This is a genomic window from Microbacterium sp. C7(2022) (genome assembly GCF_028823665.1).
Lineage (GTDB): Bacteria > Actinomycetota > Actinomycetes > Actinomycetales > Microbacteriaceae > Microbacterium.
The window spans coordinates 1-15,508 of record NZ_JAPEHV010000010.1 but is presented as its reverse complement, the minus strand read 5'-3'; the positions used below and the strand labels follow the sequence as shown (position 1 = coordinate 15,508).

Below are 15,508 nucleotides of genomic sequence, written 5' to 3'. Positions count from 1 at the left end.
GCCGCCCCGGCGGCGGACGACAGGCCGGTGCCACCCGTGGCGAGCGGGGTCCAGTGGGCGGGGCGGTGCGGGCGGCGGGGCGGCAATCCGGCGAGCCGGCGGCCCCGCGGCGCGACGCCCGGCGCTACGCGCGGCGCGACGGGCGCGCGAGCGCGTCGCGCACCGCCGACGCCAGCGCCGCCATCACATGCTCGGGGTCGACCGCTCGCGCGGCCGCCACACCCTCGTGCGACAGCTGCGCGCGGCGCTCGGGGCTCTGCAGCACGTCGATCAGCGCGTCGGCCAGCGCGCCGGTCTCGCCATCGGGCACCAGCACGCCTCCCCCAGCAGACAACAGGTCGCGGGGTCCATAGCGGATGTCGAACGCCACCACCGGGCATCCGTGCACCATCGCCTCGGCCAGCGACAGCCCCTGCCCCTCGAACGCCGAGGTCGACAGGAAGACGGATGCCTCATCCAGCACGCGACCAGGGTCGCCGGTCAGCCCGCGCAGCGTCACGTGCGTGCCGAGCCCGACCTCGTCGATCAGCTCCTGCAACTCCGCCCGCAGGGGCCCGTCGCCATAGATGTCGAGCCGGGCATCCGGAACCGCGGCGATCACGTCGACGAACGCGCTGATCGCGAGGTCGACGCGCTTGCCCGGCGCGAGTCGGTTGAGCATCACGACTCGGCCGTGCACCCGGTCGTGCGCGGCCGTCACGCTATCGACCGGCGGCACCGCGTGCGGCACGACGACGTGCACGTCGTCTTCCCCGAAGCGCGCCACCACGTCCGACCGCTGCGAGCGCGTCGGCCACAGCACGGCGTCGAACCTTTCGGCGAGCGTGAACCACCGCGACCACAGCGAGTTCATCGGACCGTCGGGCTCGTACGGCGGCTCGAGGTGGATCGTGTGGATCGCATGTACGAGACGGATGCCGCTGTCCTGCCACCCCACGAGAAGTTCACCGAGCTGCCGCGATTCGCACAGCACAACGACCGGGCGCTCAGCGTCGCCCGCGCGCACCTCGTCGACCACGTGGCTCAGCCACGCCCGGTACAGTCCGCCGAACCCGTCGACAACGCCCGCCACCGCGCCGTCCTCGTCATACACGGCGACCGGCGCGGTCGAGACGTGCCAATCGGGGTCCCCCGCGATCACGGGGAGACCGACGCAGGGCCGGCCCGCGGCATCCGGAATCACCCGATACTCCAGCGCCGGATCGGGCTCACCGGGCCGTGCGGCACGCCGCAGCCAGTCCGCCGCACCCCCGCCGGGTGCCGCCGCCTCGTCGAACAGGTTGCGCATGCGCGCGGGGTCCGTCACCAGGTCGCGGCCGTCGAACGTCGCCCGATGGCGCGCGTGATCCTCGGGCGTGCCGGGATCAACGGTGAGCAGCCACGGGCCCGCACCGTCGTAGATGCCGGATGCCGCCATCTGCCGCGCCCGCGCGAGTGTGGCCAGCGTGTAGCCACCGTCCATGTCGGGGATCAGCCTGCTCGACAGGACGAGATACTCAGCGTCGGGGAAGGCGACCGCGCTCACGCGTCAGATCACTCCCACTCGATGGTCCCCGGGGGCTTCGACGTGACGTCGAGCACGACCCGGTTGACCTCGCGCACCTCGTTGGTGATGCGGTTCGAGATCTTCGACAGCACGTCGTAGGGCAGGCGCGTCCAGTCAGCCGTCATGGCGTCTTCAGACGAAACCGGACGCAGCACGATCGGGTGACCGTACGTGCGACCGTCACCCTGCACGCCGACCGAGCGAACATCGGCCAGCAGCACGACCGGGCACTGCCAGATGTCGTTGTCGAGGCCCGCCTTGGTCAGCTCTTCGCGCGCGATCGCGTCGGCATCACGCAGAATCTCGAGGCGGTCAGCGGTGACCTCACCCACGATCCGGATTCCGAGGCCGGGGCCCGGAAAGGGCTGGCGACCCACGATCACTTCGGGCAGGCCCAGCTCGCGACCGATCGCACGCACCTCGTCCTTGAACAGGGTGCGCAGCGGCTCGACGAGCTCGAACTGCAGGTCTTCGGGGAGGCCACCCACGTTGTGGTGCGACTTGATGTTCGCCGTGCCCGTGCCGCCGCCGGACTCGACAACGTCGGGGTACAGCGTCCCCTGCACGAGGAACCGGATCGGCTGGCCGTCGGCCTCAGCCTCGGCGATGAGCGCCTTCTCGGCGGCTTCGAACGACCGGATGAACTCGCGGCCGATAATCTTGCGCTTCTGCTCGGGGTCGCTGACGCCGGCGAGCGCGTTCAGGAACTGCTCTCGCGCGTCGATGGTCACCAGGCGAACGCCGGTCGATGCGACGTAGTCCTGCTCGACCTGCTCGCGCTCGTTCTTTCGCAGCAGACCGTGGTCGACGAAGATGCAGACCAGCTGGTCGCCGACGGCCTTGTGCACGAGGGCCGCCGCAACGGCGGAGTCGACGCCGCCCGACAGACCGCAGATCACGCGGCCGGTACCGACCTGCGCCTGGATCTTCTCGACCTGCTCGGCGATGACGTTGCCGCTGTTCCAGTCGGCCGGCAGACCCGCCGCCTTGTGGAGGAAGTTCTCGATGATGCGCTGTCCGTGGTCGGAGTGCTTGACCTCGGGATGCCACTGCACACCGTAGAAACGCTTGTCGTCGTTGCCGAAGGCAGCAACCTTGGTGGCGCTCGTCGAGGCGAGCACCTCGAAGCCCTCCGGCGCCTGCGAGACCTGGTCGCCGTGGCTCATCCAGACGTTCTGCTCGGCGGGTTGCCCGGCCAGCAAAACGCCTCCATCGCCGGCGATCGTGGCATCCGTCGCGCCGTATTCGCGCAGCCCGGTCTGGGCGACCTCGCCGCCCAGAGTCTTCGCCATCACCTGGAAGCCGTAGCAAATGCCGAGCGTCGGAACGCCGAGGTCGAACACACCCGCGTCAAGTGACGGCGCCCCCGGTTCGTACACCGACGACGGACCGCCCGACAGAATGATGCCGACCGGCTCCTTCGCGGCGATCTCCTTCGCCGTGGCGGTGTGGGGCACGATCTCGCTGTAGACGCCCGCTTCGCGCACGCGGCGGGCGATGAGCTGTGCGTACTGTGCGCCGAAGTCGACGACGAGGACGGGCCGCTGCGAAGTCTCGGTTTGCTGTGTCAACGCTTGTTCTCCGTCGGGATGGCGTGGGTGAGGGACGATCGCTCAGAACGCGTGTGCATTTCTTCTGCTTCGCGCTCTGCGAGATAGGTCTTCACTTCGCGGCCGACTCTGGCCTCCATGAAGAACGACAACAGCGGAATCACGCCACCGGCAGCCAGCATCCCGAGTCGGATCACGTTCCAGCGCATGAGGCTCCACATACGGAAGCATGCGAAGAGGTAGACGACGTAGAACCAGCCGTGTGCGACGAGGATGCCGAGCGACAGGTTGAGGCCGTCTCCAGTGGATTCGAGGCCCTCGGGGCCTTCGACGACGGGTGCGAGCCACAGGAATCCACCCGAGCCGCCCATGAAGACCTCGACGTGCAGCGGCGTGTACTTCAGCACCATCTCGGCGCACAAGAGCAAGAGGCCGACGCCCGTGATGACAGAGCAGATCTGGTAGAACTTCAGGGCGCCGCGGATCGCGGGGAACGACGCGAGTTTGGGGGCGCGGGGCATGCGCTCCATCCTACCCGTGCCTCCCGGCGCTTATTCCGTGTCCGCTGCGGGCTCGGTGCCCGCCGTTTGCCCCACGCCCCGCCACGCCGCCCCGCCGCGCACGTTCGCACCCACGCTCGCGCACCCGCGCACCCGCGCACCCGCGCTCCCGTGAAGCGGACGCTCGTGCGTGAGGCGGACCCTCCCACGCGCCGCCTCATGCACGGGGGTCCGTCTCACGCAGCGTGCGGGGCGCCTACAGGGCCGACCGCGCCCGCGCATCCGTGGCGCGTGCGGCGCGCCCGAGTGGGTGCGGGCTCTGGCGCCCTCCTCCCCAGTTCGGTTCGCACGGGCGTTGTCCACAGTTCCGCCCGCGCAGGGACGCCGGTACGCGATGTGCGGCACGGTGATCCACATGCACGACGCCATCCAGTGGAGTAAGCGAGGTGCGCGGTCCTACGACATCGCAGGGCACATCAAGATTCGCCGCGGTGCCTACGCTCATCCGGAGTGGTGGCGCGGGCTGCCGCGGTATGAGCAATACCGCGTGCGAGTGGAGGTGGCATCCCTGAGTCTCAAGAACCCCATCTTTGCGCTCGAGTCTGCCGCGGTATTTCACGGCCTGCCGGTGTTCGGAGAACCGCGCATCCACCTCTATTCGCTGCACGCACAGCGCACGTGCACCCGCGGCGACGTGACGGTGCACGCCAGTTGCGACCCCCGGGAGGTCGTCACTCGGGCGGGAGTGTCCGTGACTTCATTGCTCGACACGACCGTGGATCTGCTGCGCGTGCTGCCGCTGGCGCTGGGAGTGGCAGTCCTTGATGCCGCACTGAGATTAGGGCTTTCGCTGGATGCCGTGAAGCACCGACTGCGCACGCAAGCCAGCAAACGCGGGAGGCGCCAAGCACTCAATGCCGTTGACTTGGCTGATCCGCGGTCGGAGTCCGTTCTCGAATCCCTCAGTCGTGTCGTGATCGGCGCTCTGGGGTTTCGCCCTCCGGAGCTCCAGGTGTCGTTTCGCCTCGATGAGGGCACGTCCCGCGCCGATTTCTTCTGGCGAGACGTCAGCGTCGTGGGCGAAGCCGATGGCGCCGTGAAGTACGACGCGCGGTTCGGCCCCGAGGTGCAAGCGATCAGGAACGAGCGCAAGCGCGAAGTAGCCCTCTTGCGCGTGGTCCGACGTGTCGCGCGCTGGGAGTGGATGGATGTCTGGCATCCCGACCGTTTGGAACGCATTCTGACCGCGGCAGGCGTGCCCAGGGATCGCCCCGCGGACCCGCACATCGACCGGCTATTGCGCAACAAGCGCACGCGCCACACCATCGATCAGCTACACGCCTGAGACGGACGCTCGTGCATGAGACGGGCGCTCCCGCGCGCCGCCTCACGCACGACGGTCCGTTTCAGCGATCAGACCTCGGCGGTATCCTCGAGGTCTTCGACCTCTTTCTCCCACTGATCGCGGGCGAGCCGGTACCAGAGGTAGAACGCGAAGCCGGCGAAGATCGCCCACTCGATCGCGTAGAAGATGTTCAGCCAGTTGACCGCGCTCTGCTGCTCGGGAGCCGGCGAGTCGATCGCATCGAGCCCCGCCATCGGCTCCACCGATGCGATGTACGGGCGGTAGACGTTCAGTTGCTGCACGTCGTGCCACTGCCCGAGCAGCGCCGCGGTCGACATGCGCGTGAGGGTCTGCGGGTCCTCCCCGCGCGGGGGCAGCCCCGGTCCTTCGTCAGAGATCAGTCGACCGGTGATCGTGTGTAGATCGGATGCCGCGGCATCCGCCTCGAGCACTTCGACAGCCCGCTGCGCGTCGTCGGCGGTGGCCGCCCACCCGATGGCGACGGCCGCCGAGGTGGGCTCATCCGTCCCCTCGAGCCGCAGTTGCCCGGTCACCCAGAAGCCTTCGACCCCGCCGTTGTAGCGCGATTGCACCACGATGAAGTCGCCCGGGACCCACACGCCCGATGTCTCGACACGCTGGCCGACGACGGGCTCGGGGATGTTCTCGCCCGGGCCGGCGACATCTTCGAGCGGGCGCACCTGCTCGGTCGCCCCGGCGGGCGGCGGGTCGGTGTCGATCGCCGCGTCGAGCTGCCATTGACCGAGCCATGCGAACACGCCGGCGACGACGAGGCACAGCGCGAGCAGTCCCAGCCACGCCGGGCGCAGCATGACTTCGCGCAGCGTGGGGGGAAACACCTCGGGGTCTGCCGGCGCGGCATCCCGAGCGGGATCGATCTCAGTCATCTGTTGGCGTACGGCGCGACGACAACCTCGACGCGCTGGAACTCCTTGAGGTCGGAATACCCCGTCGTCGCCATCGACTTGCGCAGCGCTCCGATGAGGTTGGCCGTGCCGTCGGCGACGGGCGCCGGGCCGTACAGCACCTCTTCGAGCGAGGCGACCTGGTCGACCTTCACGCGGCGACCGCGCGGCAGCTTGCTGTGGTGCGCCTCGGGGCCCCAGTGGTAGCCCTGGCCGGGCGCGTCGGTGGCACGGGCGAGTGCGACGCCGAGCATGACGGCATCCGCCCCCATCGCGAGCGCCTTGACGATGTCGCCCGAGGTACCCACACCGCCGTCGGCGATGACGTGCACATAGCGCCCGCCCGACTCGTCGAGGTAGTCGCGGCGCGCACCGGCGACGTCGGCGACCGCGGTCGCCATCGGCGCGTGCAGACCCAAAGTTGCGCGAGTGGTGGATGCCGCTCCCCCGCCGAATCCGACAAGGACACCGGCCGCGCCAGTACGCATGAGGTGCAGCGCCGCGGTGTAGGTGGCGGCGCCGCCGACGATCACGGGGACGTCGAGGTCGTAGATGAACTTCTTGAGGTTGAGCGGCTGGTCAACGCTCGACACGTGCTCGGCCGACACCGTGGTGCCACGGATCACGAACAGGTCGACGCCCGCGGCGACGACGGTCTCGTACAGCTCCTGCGTGCGCTGGGGCGTGAGGGCACCGGCGACGGTGACGCCGGCCGCGCGGATCTCGGCGAGGCGATCCCGCACGAGCTCGGGCTTGATCGGCGACGAGTACAGCTCTTGCATGCGACGCGTGGCGTCCGCCTTGTCGAGCATCGCGATCTCGTCGAGCAGCGGCTGCGGGTCTTCGTACCGCGTCCACACACCTTCGAGGTCGAGCACGCCCAGGCCGCCGAGCTGACCGAGCATGATCGCTGTCTTGGGGCTGACGACCGAGTCCATGGGAGCCCCGATAACGGGGATGTCGAACTGGAACGCGTCGATCGACCATGCGGTCGACACATCCTCGGGGTTACGCGTGCGCCGCGAGGGCACCACCGCGAGGTCGTCGAACGTGTACGCGCGGCGTGCGCGCTTGGCGCGCCCGATCTCGATCTCCATGTTCACCCCACCAGACTAGTCGGCCACGCCGACAGCGACGTCGCCAGCTTCATCGCTCGCGCACCACGCGCGCTTCGTCCCACACCGGCGCATCCGACTCGTATACCCGCCCGTCGCTGCCGAACACCACGAACCGGTCGAACGATTGCGCGAGCCACCGGTCGTGCGTCACCGCGAGCACGGTGCCTTCGAAGCGCGCGAGCGCCTCTTGCAGGGCTTCGGCCGACACCAAGTCGAGGTTGTCGGTGGGTTCGTCCAGAAGAAGTAGCGTGGCCCCCGACAGTTCGAGCAGCAGCACTTGGAACCGCGCCTGCTGCCCGCCCGAGAGGTCCTCGAACCGCTGCTCGGCCTGCGCGACGAGGCCGTAACGGTCCAGCGCCGAGCTCGCCGCATCGCGCGGTAGCCCGGTTCGCGCGTCTTCTCCTCGGTGCAGGATGTCGAGAAGCGTGCGCCCGGTGAATTCCGGATGCCGGTGAGTTTGCGCGAACCACCCCGGCACCACGCGCGCCCCGAGAGTCGCGCGCCCGGTGTGACCGACCGGCTCGAGCGCTCCCCCTGCCGTCGTGACATGGCCCAGTCGCCCGTCGGGATCCGACCCGCCCGCGGCCAGAAGCCGCAGGAAGTGCGACTTGCCCGAGCCGTTCGACCCGAGCACGGCGACCCGATCGCCGAACCACACTTCGAGGTCGAACGGCTTCATCAGACCGGTGAGCTCGAGGCGCTCGGCCACGACAGCGCGTCGTCCGGTGCGGGCTCCGCGCAGACGCAGGTCGAGATTCTGCTCCTTGGGGCGCTCCAACGGCGGCCCCGCGGTCTCGAAGAAGCGCAGTCGGGTCTGTGCCGCACGGTATCGCGATGCGAACCCGTCGTTCGCCGCGGCCTTCACCTTGAGGTCGGCGACGAGGCTTTTCAACTTGGCATGCTGTTCATCCCATCGGCGACGTAGCTCGTCGAGGCGGAGCATCCGCTCATCTCGCGCGCGGTGATACGTGCGGAACCCGCCGCCGTGCACCCATGCGGTACTGCCCGCTCCCCCGGCTTCGAGCGTGACGATGCGATCGGCGGCACGGGCGAGCAACTCGCGATCGTGCGAAATGAGGAGCACCGTTTTCGGCGTGGCGCGCAGTTGCTCTTCGAGCCAGCGCTTGCCGGGAACATCGAGGTAGTTGTCGGGCTCGTCGAGCAGGAGCACCTGATCGGGCCCCCGCAGCAGCGCTTCGAGCGCCAGACGCTTCTGCTCGCCGCCCGAGAGCGTCGTGAGCTCGCGAAACTGCGCACGAGCGAATGGCGTGCCGAGGGCGGCGATCGTGCACGTGTCCCACACGGTCTCGTACTCGTAGCCGCCGGCTTCGGCGTAGTCGGCGAGCGCGCCCGCGTACCGCATCTGGGTGTCGAGGTCGTCCGACTCGATGATCGCGACTTCGGCGTCGGCCAACTCGCGCGCGGCCCTGCGCACGCGCTCGGGCGCCACGGTGATCAGCAGGTCGTGGACAGTCTGCCCCGCCTCACCGTGCCCGACGAACTGGTCCATGACCCCCAGCCCGCCGTCGATCTGGACGACACCGGAATCGGCGCGCACCTCACCGCGGACGATCCGCAGCAGTGTCGTCTTGCCGGCGCCGTTCTGACCGATCAGCGCCGTCGTCGAGCCCTCGCCCACACGGAACGACACGTCATCGAGCAACGGCCGCCCGTCGGGCAGCGAGTAGCTGACCGCCGAGATATCGATGTACCCCACCGCAGAGTCCGTTTCTGCCCCCACCGAAAGTGCAGAGCCGATCAGGATACACCGGGGGTTCGGGATGCCGCGCCCGGCGGCCCTGGCTTCAAGACGCCGCGCGCGCGGCGCGCTTGTTCTCTTGGTACTGACGGATCGCCTCGTAGCGTTCGGCCGAACGCGCCTGGCGCTTGGCGGCCTCGTCTTCGCGGATTTTCGGCGGCGCCGTGGTCACCAGCCCGTCGATCAGGTGGCGCGTCGCGTGGGCGATGTCGGCCACGGCCTGGTCGAAGACCGCCTGGTTGGCCTTCGACGGCTTGGTGGTGCCGGCGATCTTGCGCACGTACTGCAGCGCAGCGTCATGGCACTCGGCGTCGGTCGCGGCCGGTTCGAAATTGTTCAGGGGAACGATGTTGCGGCACATGCCGCCGACGATACGCCGCTGCGCGGCATCCGTCTGCCCCCTTGCGCGCCCCGCCCGCCCCGCAACCGCGCCCGCCCGCGCCCGCGCCGCACCGCAACGCACCGCACCGCACCCGCGAAAAACCACTTCTGCCGCGAGAAACCATGTCTGCCGTGGTTTCTCGTGACGAATGTGGTTTCTCGGTGACGAAGGTGGTCCTCGCGACGTGCGACTGCGCCCCGCGACCCGGGACCGCGCCCCCGGCGCGCTACTTGCGGTAGTTCGGCGCCTCGACGACGATCTGCACGTCGTGCGGGTGCGACTCTTTCAAGCCTGCCGCGGTGATACGCACGAACTTGCCCTTGGCCTTGAGCTCCTCGACGGTGCGAGCGCCGACGTAGAACATCGACTGGCGCAGGCCGCCAACGAGCTGGTACGCGACGGCCGAGACGGGGCCCCGGTACGCGACCTGACCCTCGATCCCCTCGGGGATGAGCTTGTCGTCACTCGGAACGTCAGCCTGAAAGTAGCGGTCCTTCGAGTACGACGTCTTCTTGCCACGCGTCTGCAGGGCGCCCAGCGATCCCATGCCGCGGTACAACTTGAACTGCTTGCCGCCCTGGAAGACCACCTCGCCCGGCGACTCGTCGGTACCGGCGAGCAGCGAGCCGAGCATGACGCTGTCGGCACCGGCGACCAGTGCCTTCGCGATGTCGCCCGAGTACTGCAGACCGCCGTCGGCGATGATCGGCACTCCGGCCTCGCGCGCCGCGAGCGACGCTTCGTAGATCGCGGTCACCTGCGGCACGCCGACACCCGCGACGACGCGGGTGGTGCAGATCGAGCCCGGACCAACGCCGACCTTCACGGCATCCACTCCCGCGTCGATCAGCGCCTGAGCGCCCTCGCGCGTCGCGACGTTGCCGCCGATCACGTCGATCGCGGCGAACGACTCGTCGGCCTTGATGCGGCGCACCATGTCGATCACGCCCGCCGACTGTCCGTTGGCGGTGTCGACGACGATGACGTCCACGCCCACATCACGCAGTGCCTCGGCACGCTCCCACGCGTCGCCGAAGAAGCCGATCGCCGCGCCGACGCGCAGACGACCCTGGTCGTCCTTGGTCGCGAGCGGGTACTTCTCGCTCTTGTCGAAGTCCTTGATGGTGATGAGCCCCGCCAGCTTGCCCTCGTCGTCGATGAGGGGCAGCTTCTCGACGCGGTGCTGTGCGAACAGCGCGATCACGTCGTTGGCGCCGATGCCGACGGTTCCGGTGACGAGGTTCTCGCGCGTCATGACATCGCGCACGAGGGTCGACTGGCGCTCGAAACCGGAGACGAATCGCATGTCGCGGTTGGTGACGATACCGACAAGGCGGCCTTCGTCATCCACAACCGGGAGGCCCGAGATGCGATACGTCGCACACAGCTCGTTGACCTCTTCGATGGTCGCATCCGGTGTGGTCGTGATGGGGTCGGTGATCATGCCCGACTCGCTGCGCTTGACGCGGTCGACCATCGCGGCCTGGTCCTGGATCGACAGGTTGCGGTGAATGATGCCGATGCCGCCTTCGCGCGCGATCGCGATCGCCAGACGCGACTCGGTCACGGTGTCCATCGCCGCCGACAGCAACGGCGTCGCCACGGTGATGCGGCGCGTGACCCGCGAGGACGTATCGGCTTCACTCGGGATGACATCGGTGTGCCCCGGCAGGAGCAAGACGTCGTCGTAAGTGAGTCCGACGAAACCGAACGGGTCGTTGTGCTCCATGGCATCTCCAGCGCTGGGGCGCGTATCTCGAGGGGTGCGGGGCGGGGGCGACCAGGCGCTCCGCTGACAATCCTAAGCCGTGCGGGTGCGCGATTATTCCTCATCGGATGCAACGCAATGCCGGATCACGATTTGCTCAAGTTCTGGGAGAAGCATGTGTGAAACACGTGCGACACATTAGGGTCGTACCGTCGTCACTCATGGCCGATGCGACCCGAGCTTCGGCACGCGTGGTGCCGGACTGGGAGGTTCAGTGAGTCCAACGATCGAGGTCGGAGCGCCGAAAGCACGCGCCCGCACCATAGCTGCGCTGATCGCGCTCTTCATCGTTTTCTGTGGGCTCTTCGTCACGTCAGCTCCGGCGCTGGCAGCCGAAGGGGACCCGTATCGCATCAGCGGCAACGTCCAACTCAACGGCGAGCCGCTCGAGGGTGTCGCACTCCTCGTCGACGGCCCCGGAGGGCCGCAGGCCGTCGTCACCGACGAGAACGGTCAGTGGAGCGCGCAGGTTCCCGAACGCGGCGAGACGTACACCGTCACGCTCGACGAGAACACGCTGCCCGAGGGCATTGCCGTCGTCGACGAGGCGGATGAGACGCCCAACGTCAAAGAAGTCGAGATGGGGCAGGGTGGCCGCGTCACGGTCAACTTCTTCATCGGCGAAGGTGAACGCAACGTCACCAGCTTCTTCGACCAGTTGGTGCAGCGCCTCGTGCAGGGCGTCTCGTTCGGTCTGATGCTCGCCCTCGCGGCCGTCGGCCTGACGCTCGTCTACGGCACGACCGGCATCTCGAACTTCGCCCACGGTGAGATGGTGACTTTCGGCGCGATCGCGGCCTACCTGTTGGTGGGGCCCGCCACGCTCGCGCTCCCCTGGTGGCTCGGGTACCCGGCAGCGATCGTGCTGTCCGCCGTGCTGGGCCTGCTGCTCGACATGATCATCTGGAGACCCTTGCGAAAACGAAGGGTCGGTGTGGTGCAGCTGATGATCGTGAGCATCGGTCTCTCGCTCGCGCTGCGCTACCTGTTCCAGTACATCATCGGCGGCGGCACGAAGCAGTTGCCGGGTGCAGACGCCCCGAAGATCGCGCTGTTCGGCGCGGTGACGATGAGCGTCATCGACATGGTGTCGATCGCCATCTCGATCGCGGTGATCGTGATCTTCGCCCTGTGGCTCACGCGGTCGCGGCTCGGAAAGGCCACTCGCGCGATCTCCGACAACCCGTCACTGGCCGCTGCCTCCGGCATCGACGTCGACTACGTCGTGCGCGTGGTCTGGATCGTTTCGGGCGCACTGGCCGGCCTCGCGGGTGTGCTGTTCGCCTACTACCGCCCGGGCCTGAAGTGGGACATGGGTGCGCAACTGCTGCTCCTGATGTTCGCCGCGGTCGTCCTCGGTGGCCTGGGCACGGCATACGGCGCCCTCGTCGGCGCGCTGATCGTCGGCATCCTGGTCGAAGCGTCGAGCTTGTGGATCCCCGCTGATCTCAAGTACGCGAGCGCCCTGTTCATCCTGATCTTGATCCTCCTGTTCCGACCACAGGGGATCCTCGGTCGCAGCGAGAGAGTGGGTTGAGGCTGACCATGGACTGGCTACAGATTCTCTCCAACACCGCGTCATCGATCATCAGCCCGGCAACGCTCGGGTATGCCCTCGCCGCCCTCGGCCTGGCGATGCACTTCGGCTACGCGGGCCTCATCAACATGGGTATCGCCGGCTTCATGGCCGTCGGCGCCTACGGCTTCGCGATCTCGACGCTCACGTTCGGCTTCCCCTGGTGGTTGGCGGCTCTCGTCGGCCTCATCGGGTCGGGCATCTTCGCGCTGATCCTCGGTATCCCGACGCTGCGCCTACGCGGCGACTACCTCGCCATCGTCACGATCGCCGCCGCCGAGGTGGTGCGACTGCTCTTCCTCACCACCGCATTCGATGCGGTCACCGGTTCGGCCGACGGCCTGAGCGGGTACCAGGGCAGCTTCCAGGAGTCCAACCCGCTCGACGCCCGCGCGATGTACGGCTTCGGCCCGTGGGAGTACAACGGCACCGCATGGTGGGTGCGCATCATCGGCATCATCACGCTGATCATCGCGATCATCCTGGTGTGGTTGCTGGTTCGCAGCCCGTGGGGTCGTGCCCTCAAGGGCATCCGCGAAGACGAAGACGCCGTGCGCTCGCTCGGCAAGAACGTCTTCGCCTACAAGATGCAGTCCCTCGTGCTCGGTGGCATGCTCGCCGCGGCGGGTGGCATCATCATCGCCCTCGAGCGCGCGGTCAGCCCGGGTGTGTACGTCACGTCGCTGACGTTCTTCATCTGGACCGCCCTGTTGCTCGGTGGCGCAGCGACCGTCTTCGGGCCGATCCTCGGATCGCTGATCTTCTGGGCGCTGCAGACCTTCCTCAGCAACGTCCTCCCGGCGATGGTGAAGGCGGGCATCCTGCCGTTCATGACAGAGATCCAGGCGAGCACGGTGCGCTACATCATCGTGGGTATCGCGCTCATGCTGCTGGTGATCTTCATGCCGCAGGGTCTCCTCGGTAACAAGAAGGAGCTGACCTTTGTCAAGTGAAACAGCGTCCCCCGTGACCCCCGAGAAGACGACCGGCCTGCACGTCGGCGACGCCACCCCGGGCTGCAAGAAGGTCGACCCGATCATCGTCGCCGATGGCGTGCGCCGAGCGTTCGGCGGCGTCCACGCCGTCGACGTCGACCACCTCGAAATCCCGCGCGGCGCGATCACCGCGCTCATCGGGCCGAACGGTGCCGGAAAGACGACCCTGTTCAACCTGCTCACCGGTTTCGATAAGCCCAATGAGGGAACGTGGACGTTCGACGGCCACTCGCTCTCGGGCGTGCCGGCGTACAAGGTGTCGCGCATGGGTATGGTGCGCACCTTCCAGCTCACCAAGGCACTCGGCCTGCTGACCGTCATGGACAACATGAAGCTCGGCGCACGCAACCAGCGCGGCGAGAAGTTCTGGGCGAGCCTGATCCCGGCGCTGTGGCGTTCGCAGGACGACGACCTCGAAGATCAGGCGATGGAGCTCCTCACGCGCTTCAAGCTCGACACCAAGGCCGACGACTTCGCAGCCTCCCTGTCGGGCGGCCAGCGCAAGCTGCTCGAAATGGCGCGCGCGCTCATGACGAAGCCGCAACTGGTCATGCTCGATGAGCCGATGGCCGGTGTCAACCCTGCGCTGACGCAGTCGCTACTCGACCACATCCTCAACCTGAAGGATGAGGGCATGACGGTGCTGTTCGTCGAGCACGACATGCACATGGTGCGCCACATCGCCGACTGGGTCGTAGTGATGGCCGAAGGCCGCGTGGTTGCCGAGGGCGACCCGCACTCGGTCATGAAGGACCCCGCGGTGATCGACGCGTACCTCGGCACACACCAAGAGCTCGACCTCGGTGTCGTCACGGGGCGCATCCCCGTCGTGAATGCGACTGCCGGTACCGACGCGGCCGCGTCGTCCGCGGCCGACCCCGATGCGCTCGTCGCCGAGGGTGTCGCCGAAGAAGAAGCTGCTCAACCCGAGGAGGACGCGAAGTGAGCGCCACCGCCACCGAGACCCCCGTCGTTCTCGTCACGGACGTGCACGCGGGCTACCTGCCCGGCGTGAACATCCTGAATGGCTGCAACCTGGTCGCGAACCAGGGTGAGTTGATCGGCATCATCGGCCCCAACGGTGCCGGAAAGTCCACACTGCTGAAGGCGATCTTCGGCCAGGTGAACATCCGCAGCGGCACCGTGCAGCTCGAAGGTGACGACATCACCGGGCTGCGCGCGAACAAGCTGGTCTCGCGCGGGGTGGGCTTCATCCCGCAGACGAACAACGTGTTCCCTTCGCTCACGATCGAAGAGAACCTGCAGATGGGTCTGTACCAGAACCCGTCGGTGTATGCCGAGCGTCTGGAGTTCGTCACCGGGATCTTCGCCGAGCTCGGCGGGCGCCTCAAGCAGCGCGCCGGTTCGCTCTCCGGTGGTGAGCGCCAGATGGTGGCCATGAGCCGCGCGCTCATGATGGACCCGAAGGTGCTGCTGCTCGACGAGCCCTCGGCCGGTCTGTCGCCGGTCCGTCAGGACGAGGCGTTCATCCGTGTCTCCGAGATCAACAAGGCTGGCGTCACGTGCATCATGGTCGAGCAGAACGCGCGCCGCTGCCTGCAGATCTGCGACCGCGGCTACGTGCTCGATCAGGGCCGCGATGCCTACACCGGCACCGGCCGCGACCTGCTGCACGACCCGAAGGTCACCGAGCTGTACCTGGGAACGCTCGGCACCTGAGCGCTTTCATAAGGGCGGGGTGGATGCTGCGGCATCCGCCCCGCTTTCTTGTGTGCCCGCACCCACCCTCCGCGCCCGCATCGACCACCTGCCCCCGCCCCCGGCCGCGCTCGCCCGCCGCCCGGCCGCGCTCGCCCGCCCCACCGCTCCCCGGCCCGCGCCGAAACACAGTCGCTGCGCTCACACACCGCGGCAGCCACCATGTCTCGGCGCGGACGCTGTGTCTCGACGATCCGAGGGGCGTGAGACGCCCGCGGCGCCCCGCGCCCGCTGGCCCCGCGCGCCCCGCCCCACCGGCCCCACCGACGCCCGCGCCCGCTGGCCCCGCGCGCCCCGCCCCACCGGCCCCACCGACGCCCGCGC

13 protein-coding genes are annotated in these 15,508 nt (G+C 68.2%); 5 read left to right on the top strand and 8 right to left on the bottom strand.

The features are described from left to right. Positions 1-124: 124 nt before the first annotated feature. Genes ON062_RS13455 through ON062_RS13445 form a run of 3 tightly spaced genes read right to left on the bottom strand, consistent with a single transcriptional unit; the run spans position 125 to position 3,617 of the window. Positions 125-1,525: a glycosyltransferase gene (locus ON062_RS13455; RefSeq protein ID WP_274647653.1), complete on the bottom strand. Its 1,401-nt coding sequence runs from the start codon at positions 1,523-1,525 to the stop codon at positions 125-127. 8 nt (positions 1,526-1,533) lie between these two features. After that, a complete protein-coding gene (guaA, locus tag ON062_RS13450) occupies positions 1,534-3,117 on the bottom strand; it encodes a glutamine-hydrolyzing GMP synthase (protein WP_274647652.1) in 1,584 nt (527 codons plus the stop codon). Next, positions 3,114-3,617, bottom strand: a complete 504-nt coding sequence (locus tag ON062_RS13445) for a DUF3817 domain-containing protein (protein WP_274647651.1) — start codon at positions 3,615-3,617, stop codon at positions 3,114-3,116. The genes guaA and ON062_RS13445 overlap by 4 nt, the downstream gene beginning before the upstream one ends. A 394-nt stretch (positions 3,618-4,011) precedes the next feature. Between ON062_RS13445 and ON062_RS13440 the strand changes: the two genes are divergently transcribed. Continuing rightward, positions 4,012-4,941 carry a hypothetical protein gene (locus ON062_RS13440; RefSeq protein WP_274647650.1) on the top strand — a complete coding sequence of 310 codons (930 nt, stop codon included), beginning with the start codon at positions 4,012-4,014 and terminating at the stop codon, positions 4,939-4,941. Between the two features lie 68 nt (positions 4,942-5,009). Here the strand turns inward: ON062_RS13440 and ON062_RS13435 are convergent, their stop codons facing one another. The 5 genes from ON062_RS13435 to guaB form a co-directional block, all read right to left on the bottom strand. Beyond that, positions 5,010-5,774: an SURF1 family protein gene (locus ON062_RS13435; protein WP_274647672.1), complete on the bottom strand. Its 765-nt coding sequence runs from the start codon at positions 5,772-5,774 to the stop codon at positions 5,010-5,012. A 71-nt stretch (positions 5,775-5,845) separates the two neighbouring features. Next, entirely contained in the window at positions 5,846-6,964 is a 1,119-nt protein-coding gene (locus tag ON062_RS13430) for a GuaB3 family IMP dehydrogenase-related protein (protein WP_274647671.1), read from the bottom strand. A gap of 49 nt (positions 6,965-7,013) precedes the next feature. Continuing rightward, positions 7,014-8,702, bottom strand: coding sequence for an ABC-F family ATP-binding cassette domain-containing protein (locus ON062_RS13425; protein WP_274647649.1), 1,689 nt, complete (start codon positions 8,700-8,702; stop codon positions 7,014-7,016). An 88-nt stretch (positions 8,703-8,790) separates the two neighbouring features. Continuing rightward, on the bottom strand, positions 8,791-9,105 hold the full coding sequence (locus ON062_RS13420; protein ID WP_274647648.1) for a DUF2277 domain-containing protein: 315 nt from the start codon (positions 9,103-9,105) through the stop codon (positions 8,791-8,793). Positions 9,106-9,352: 247 nt separating this feature from the next. Further along, the gene (guaB, locus tag ON062_RS13415; RefSeq protein ID WP_274647647.1) at positions 9,353-10,855 is read right to left on the bottom strand and encodes an IMP dehydrogenase; all 1,503 of its coding nucleotides are present in this window, start codon (positions 10,853-10,855) and stop codon (positions 9,353-9,355) included. A gap of 253 nt (positions 10,856-11,108) precedes the next feature. Between guaB and ON062_RS13410 the strand changes: the two genes are divergently transcribed. Genes ON062_RS13410 through ON062_RS13395 form a run of 4 tightly spaced genes read left to right on the top strand, consistent with a single transcriptional unit; the run spans position 11,109 to position 15,145 of the window. Continuing rightward, on the top strand, positions 11,109-12,431 hold the full coding sequence (locus tag ON062_RS13410; RefSeq protein WP_274647646.1) for a branched-chain amino acid ABC transporter permease: 1,323 nt from the start codon (positions 11,109-11,111) through the stop codon (positions 12,429-12,431). Positions 12,432-12,439: 8 nt separating this feature from the next. Continuing rightward, positions 12,440-13,423, top strand: coding sequence for a branched-chain amino acid ABC transporter permease (locus ON062_RS13405; protein WP_274647645.1), 984 nt, complete (start codon positions 12,440-12,442; stop codon positions 13,421-13,423). Positions 13,424-13,436: 13 nt separating this feature from the next. After that, the gene (locus tag ON062_RS13400) at positions 13,437-14,411 is read left to right on the top strand and encodes an ABC transporter ATP-binding protein (protein ID WP_274647644.1); all 975 of its coding nucleotides are present in this window, start codon (positions 13,437-13,439) and stop codon (positions 14,409-14,411) included. After that, entirely contained in the window at positions 14,408-15,145 is a 738-nt protein-coding gene (locus ON062_RS13395) for an ABC transporter ATP-binding protein (protein ID WP_274647643.1), read from the top strand. The genes ON062_RS13400 and ON062_RS13395 overlap by 4 nt, the downstream gene beginning before the upstream one ends. The last annotated feature ends 363 nt before the right edge of the window (positions 15,146-15,508 follow it).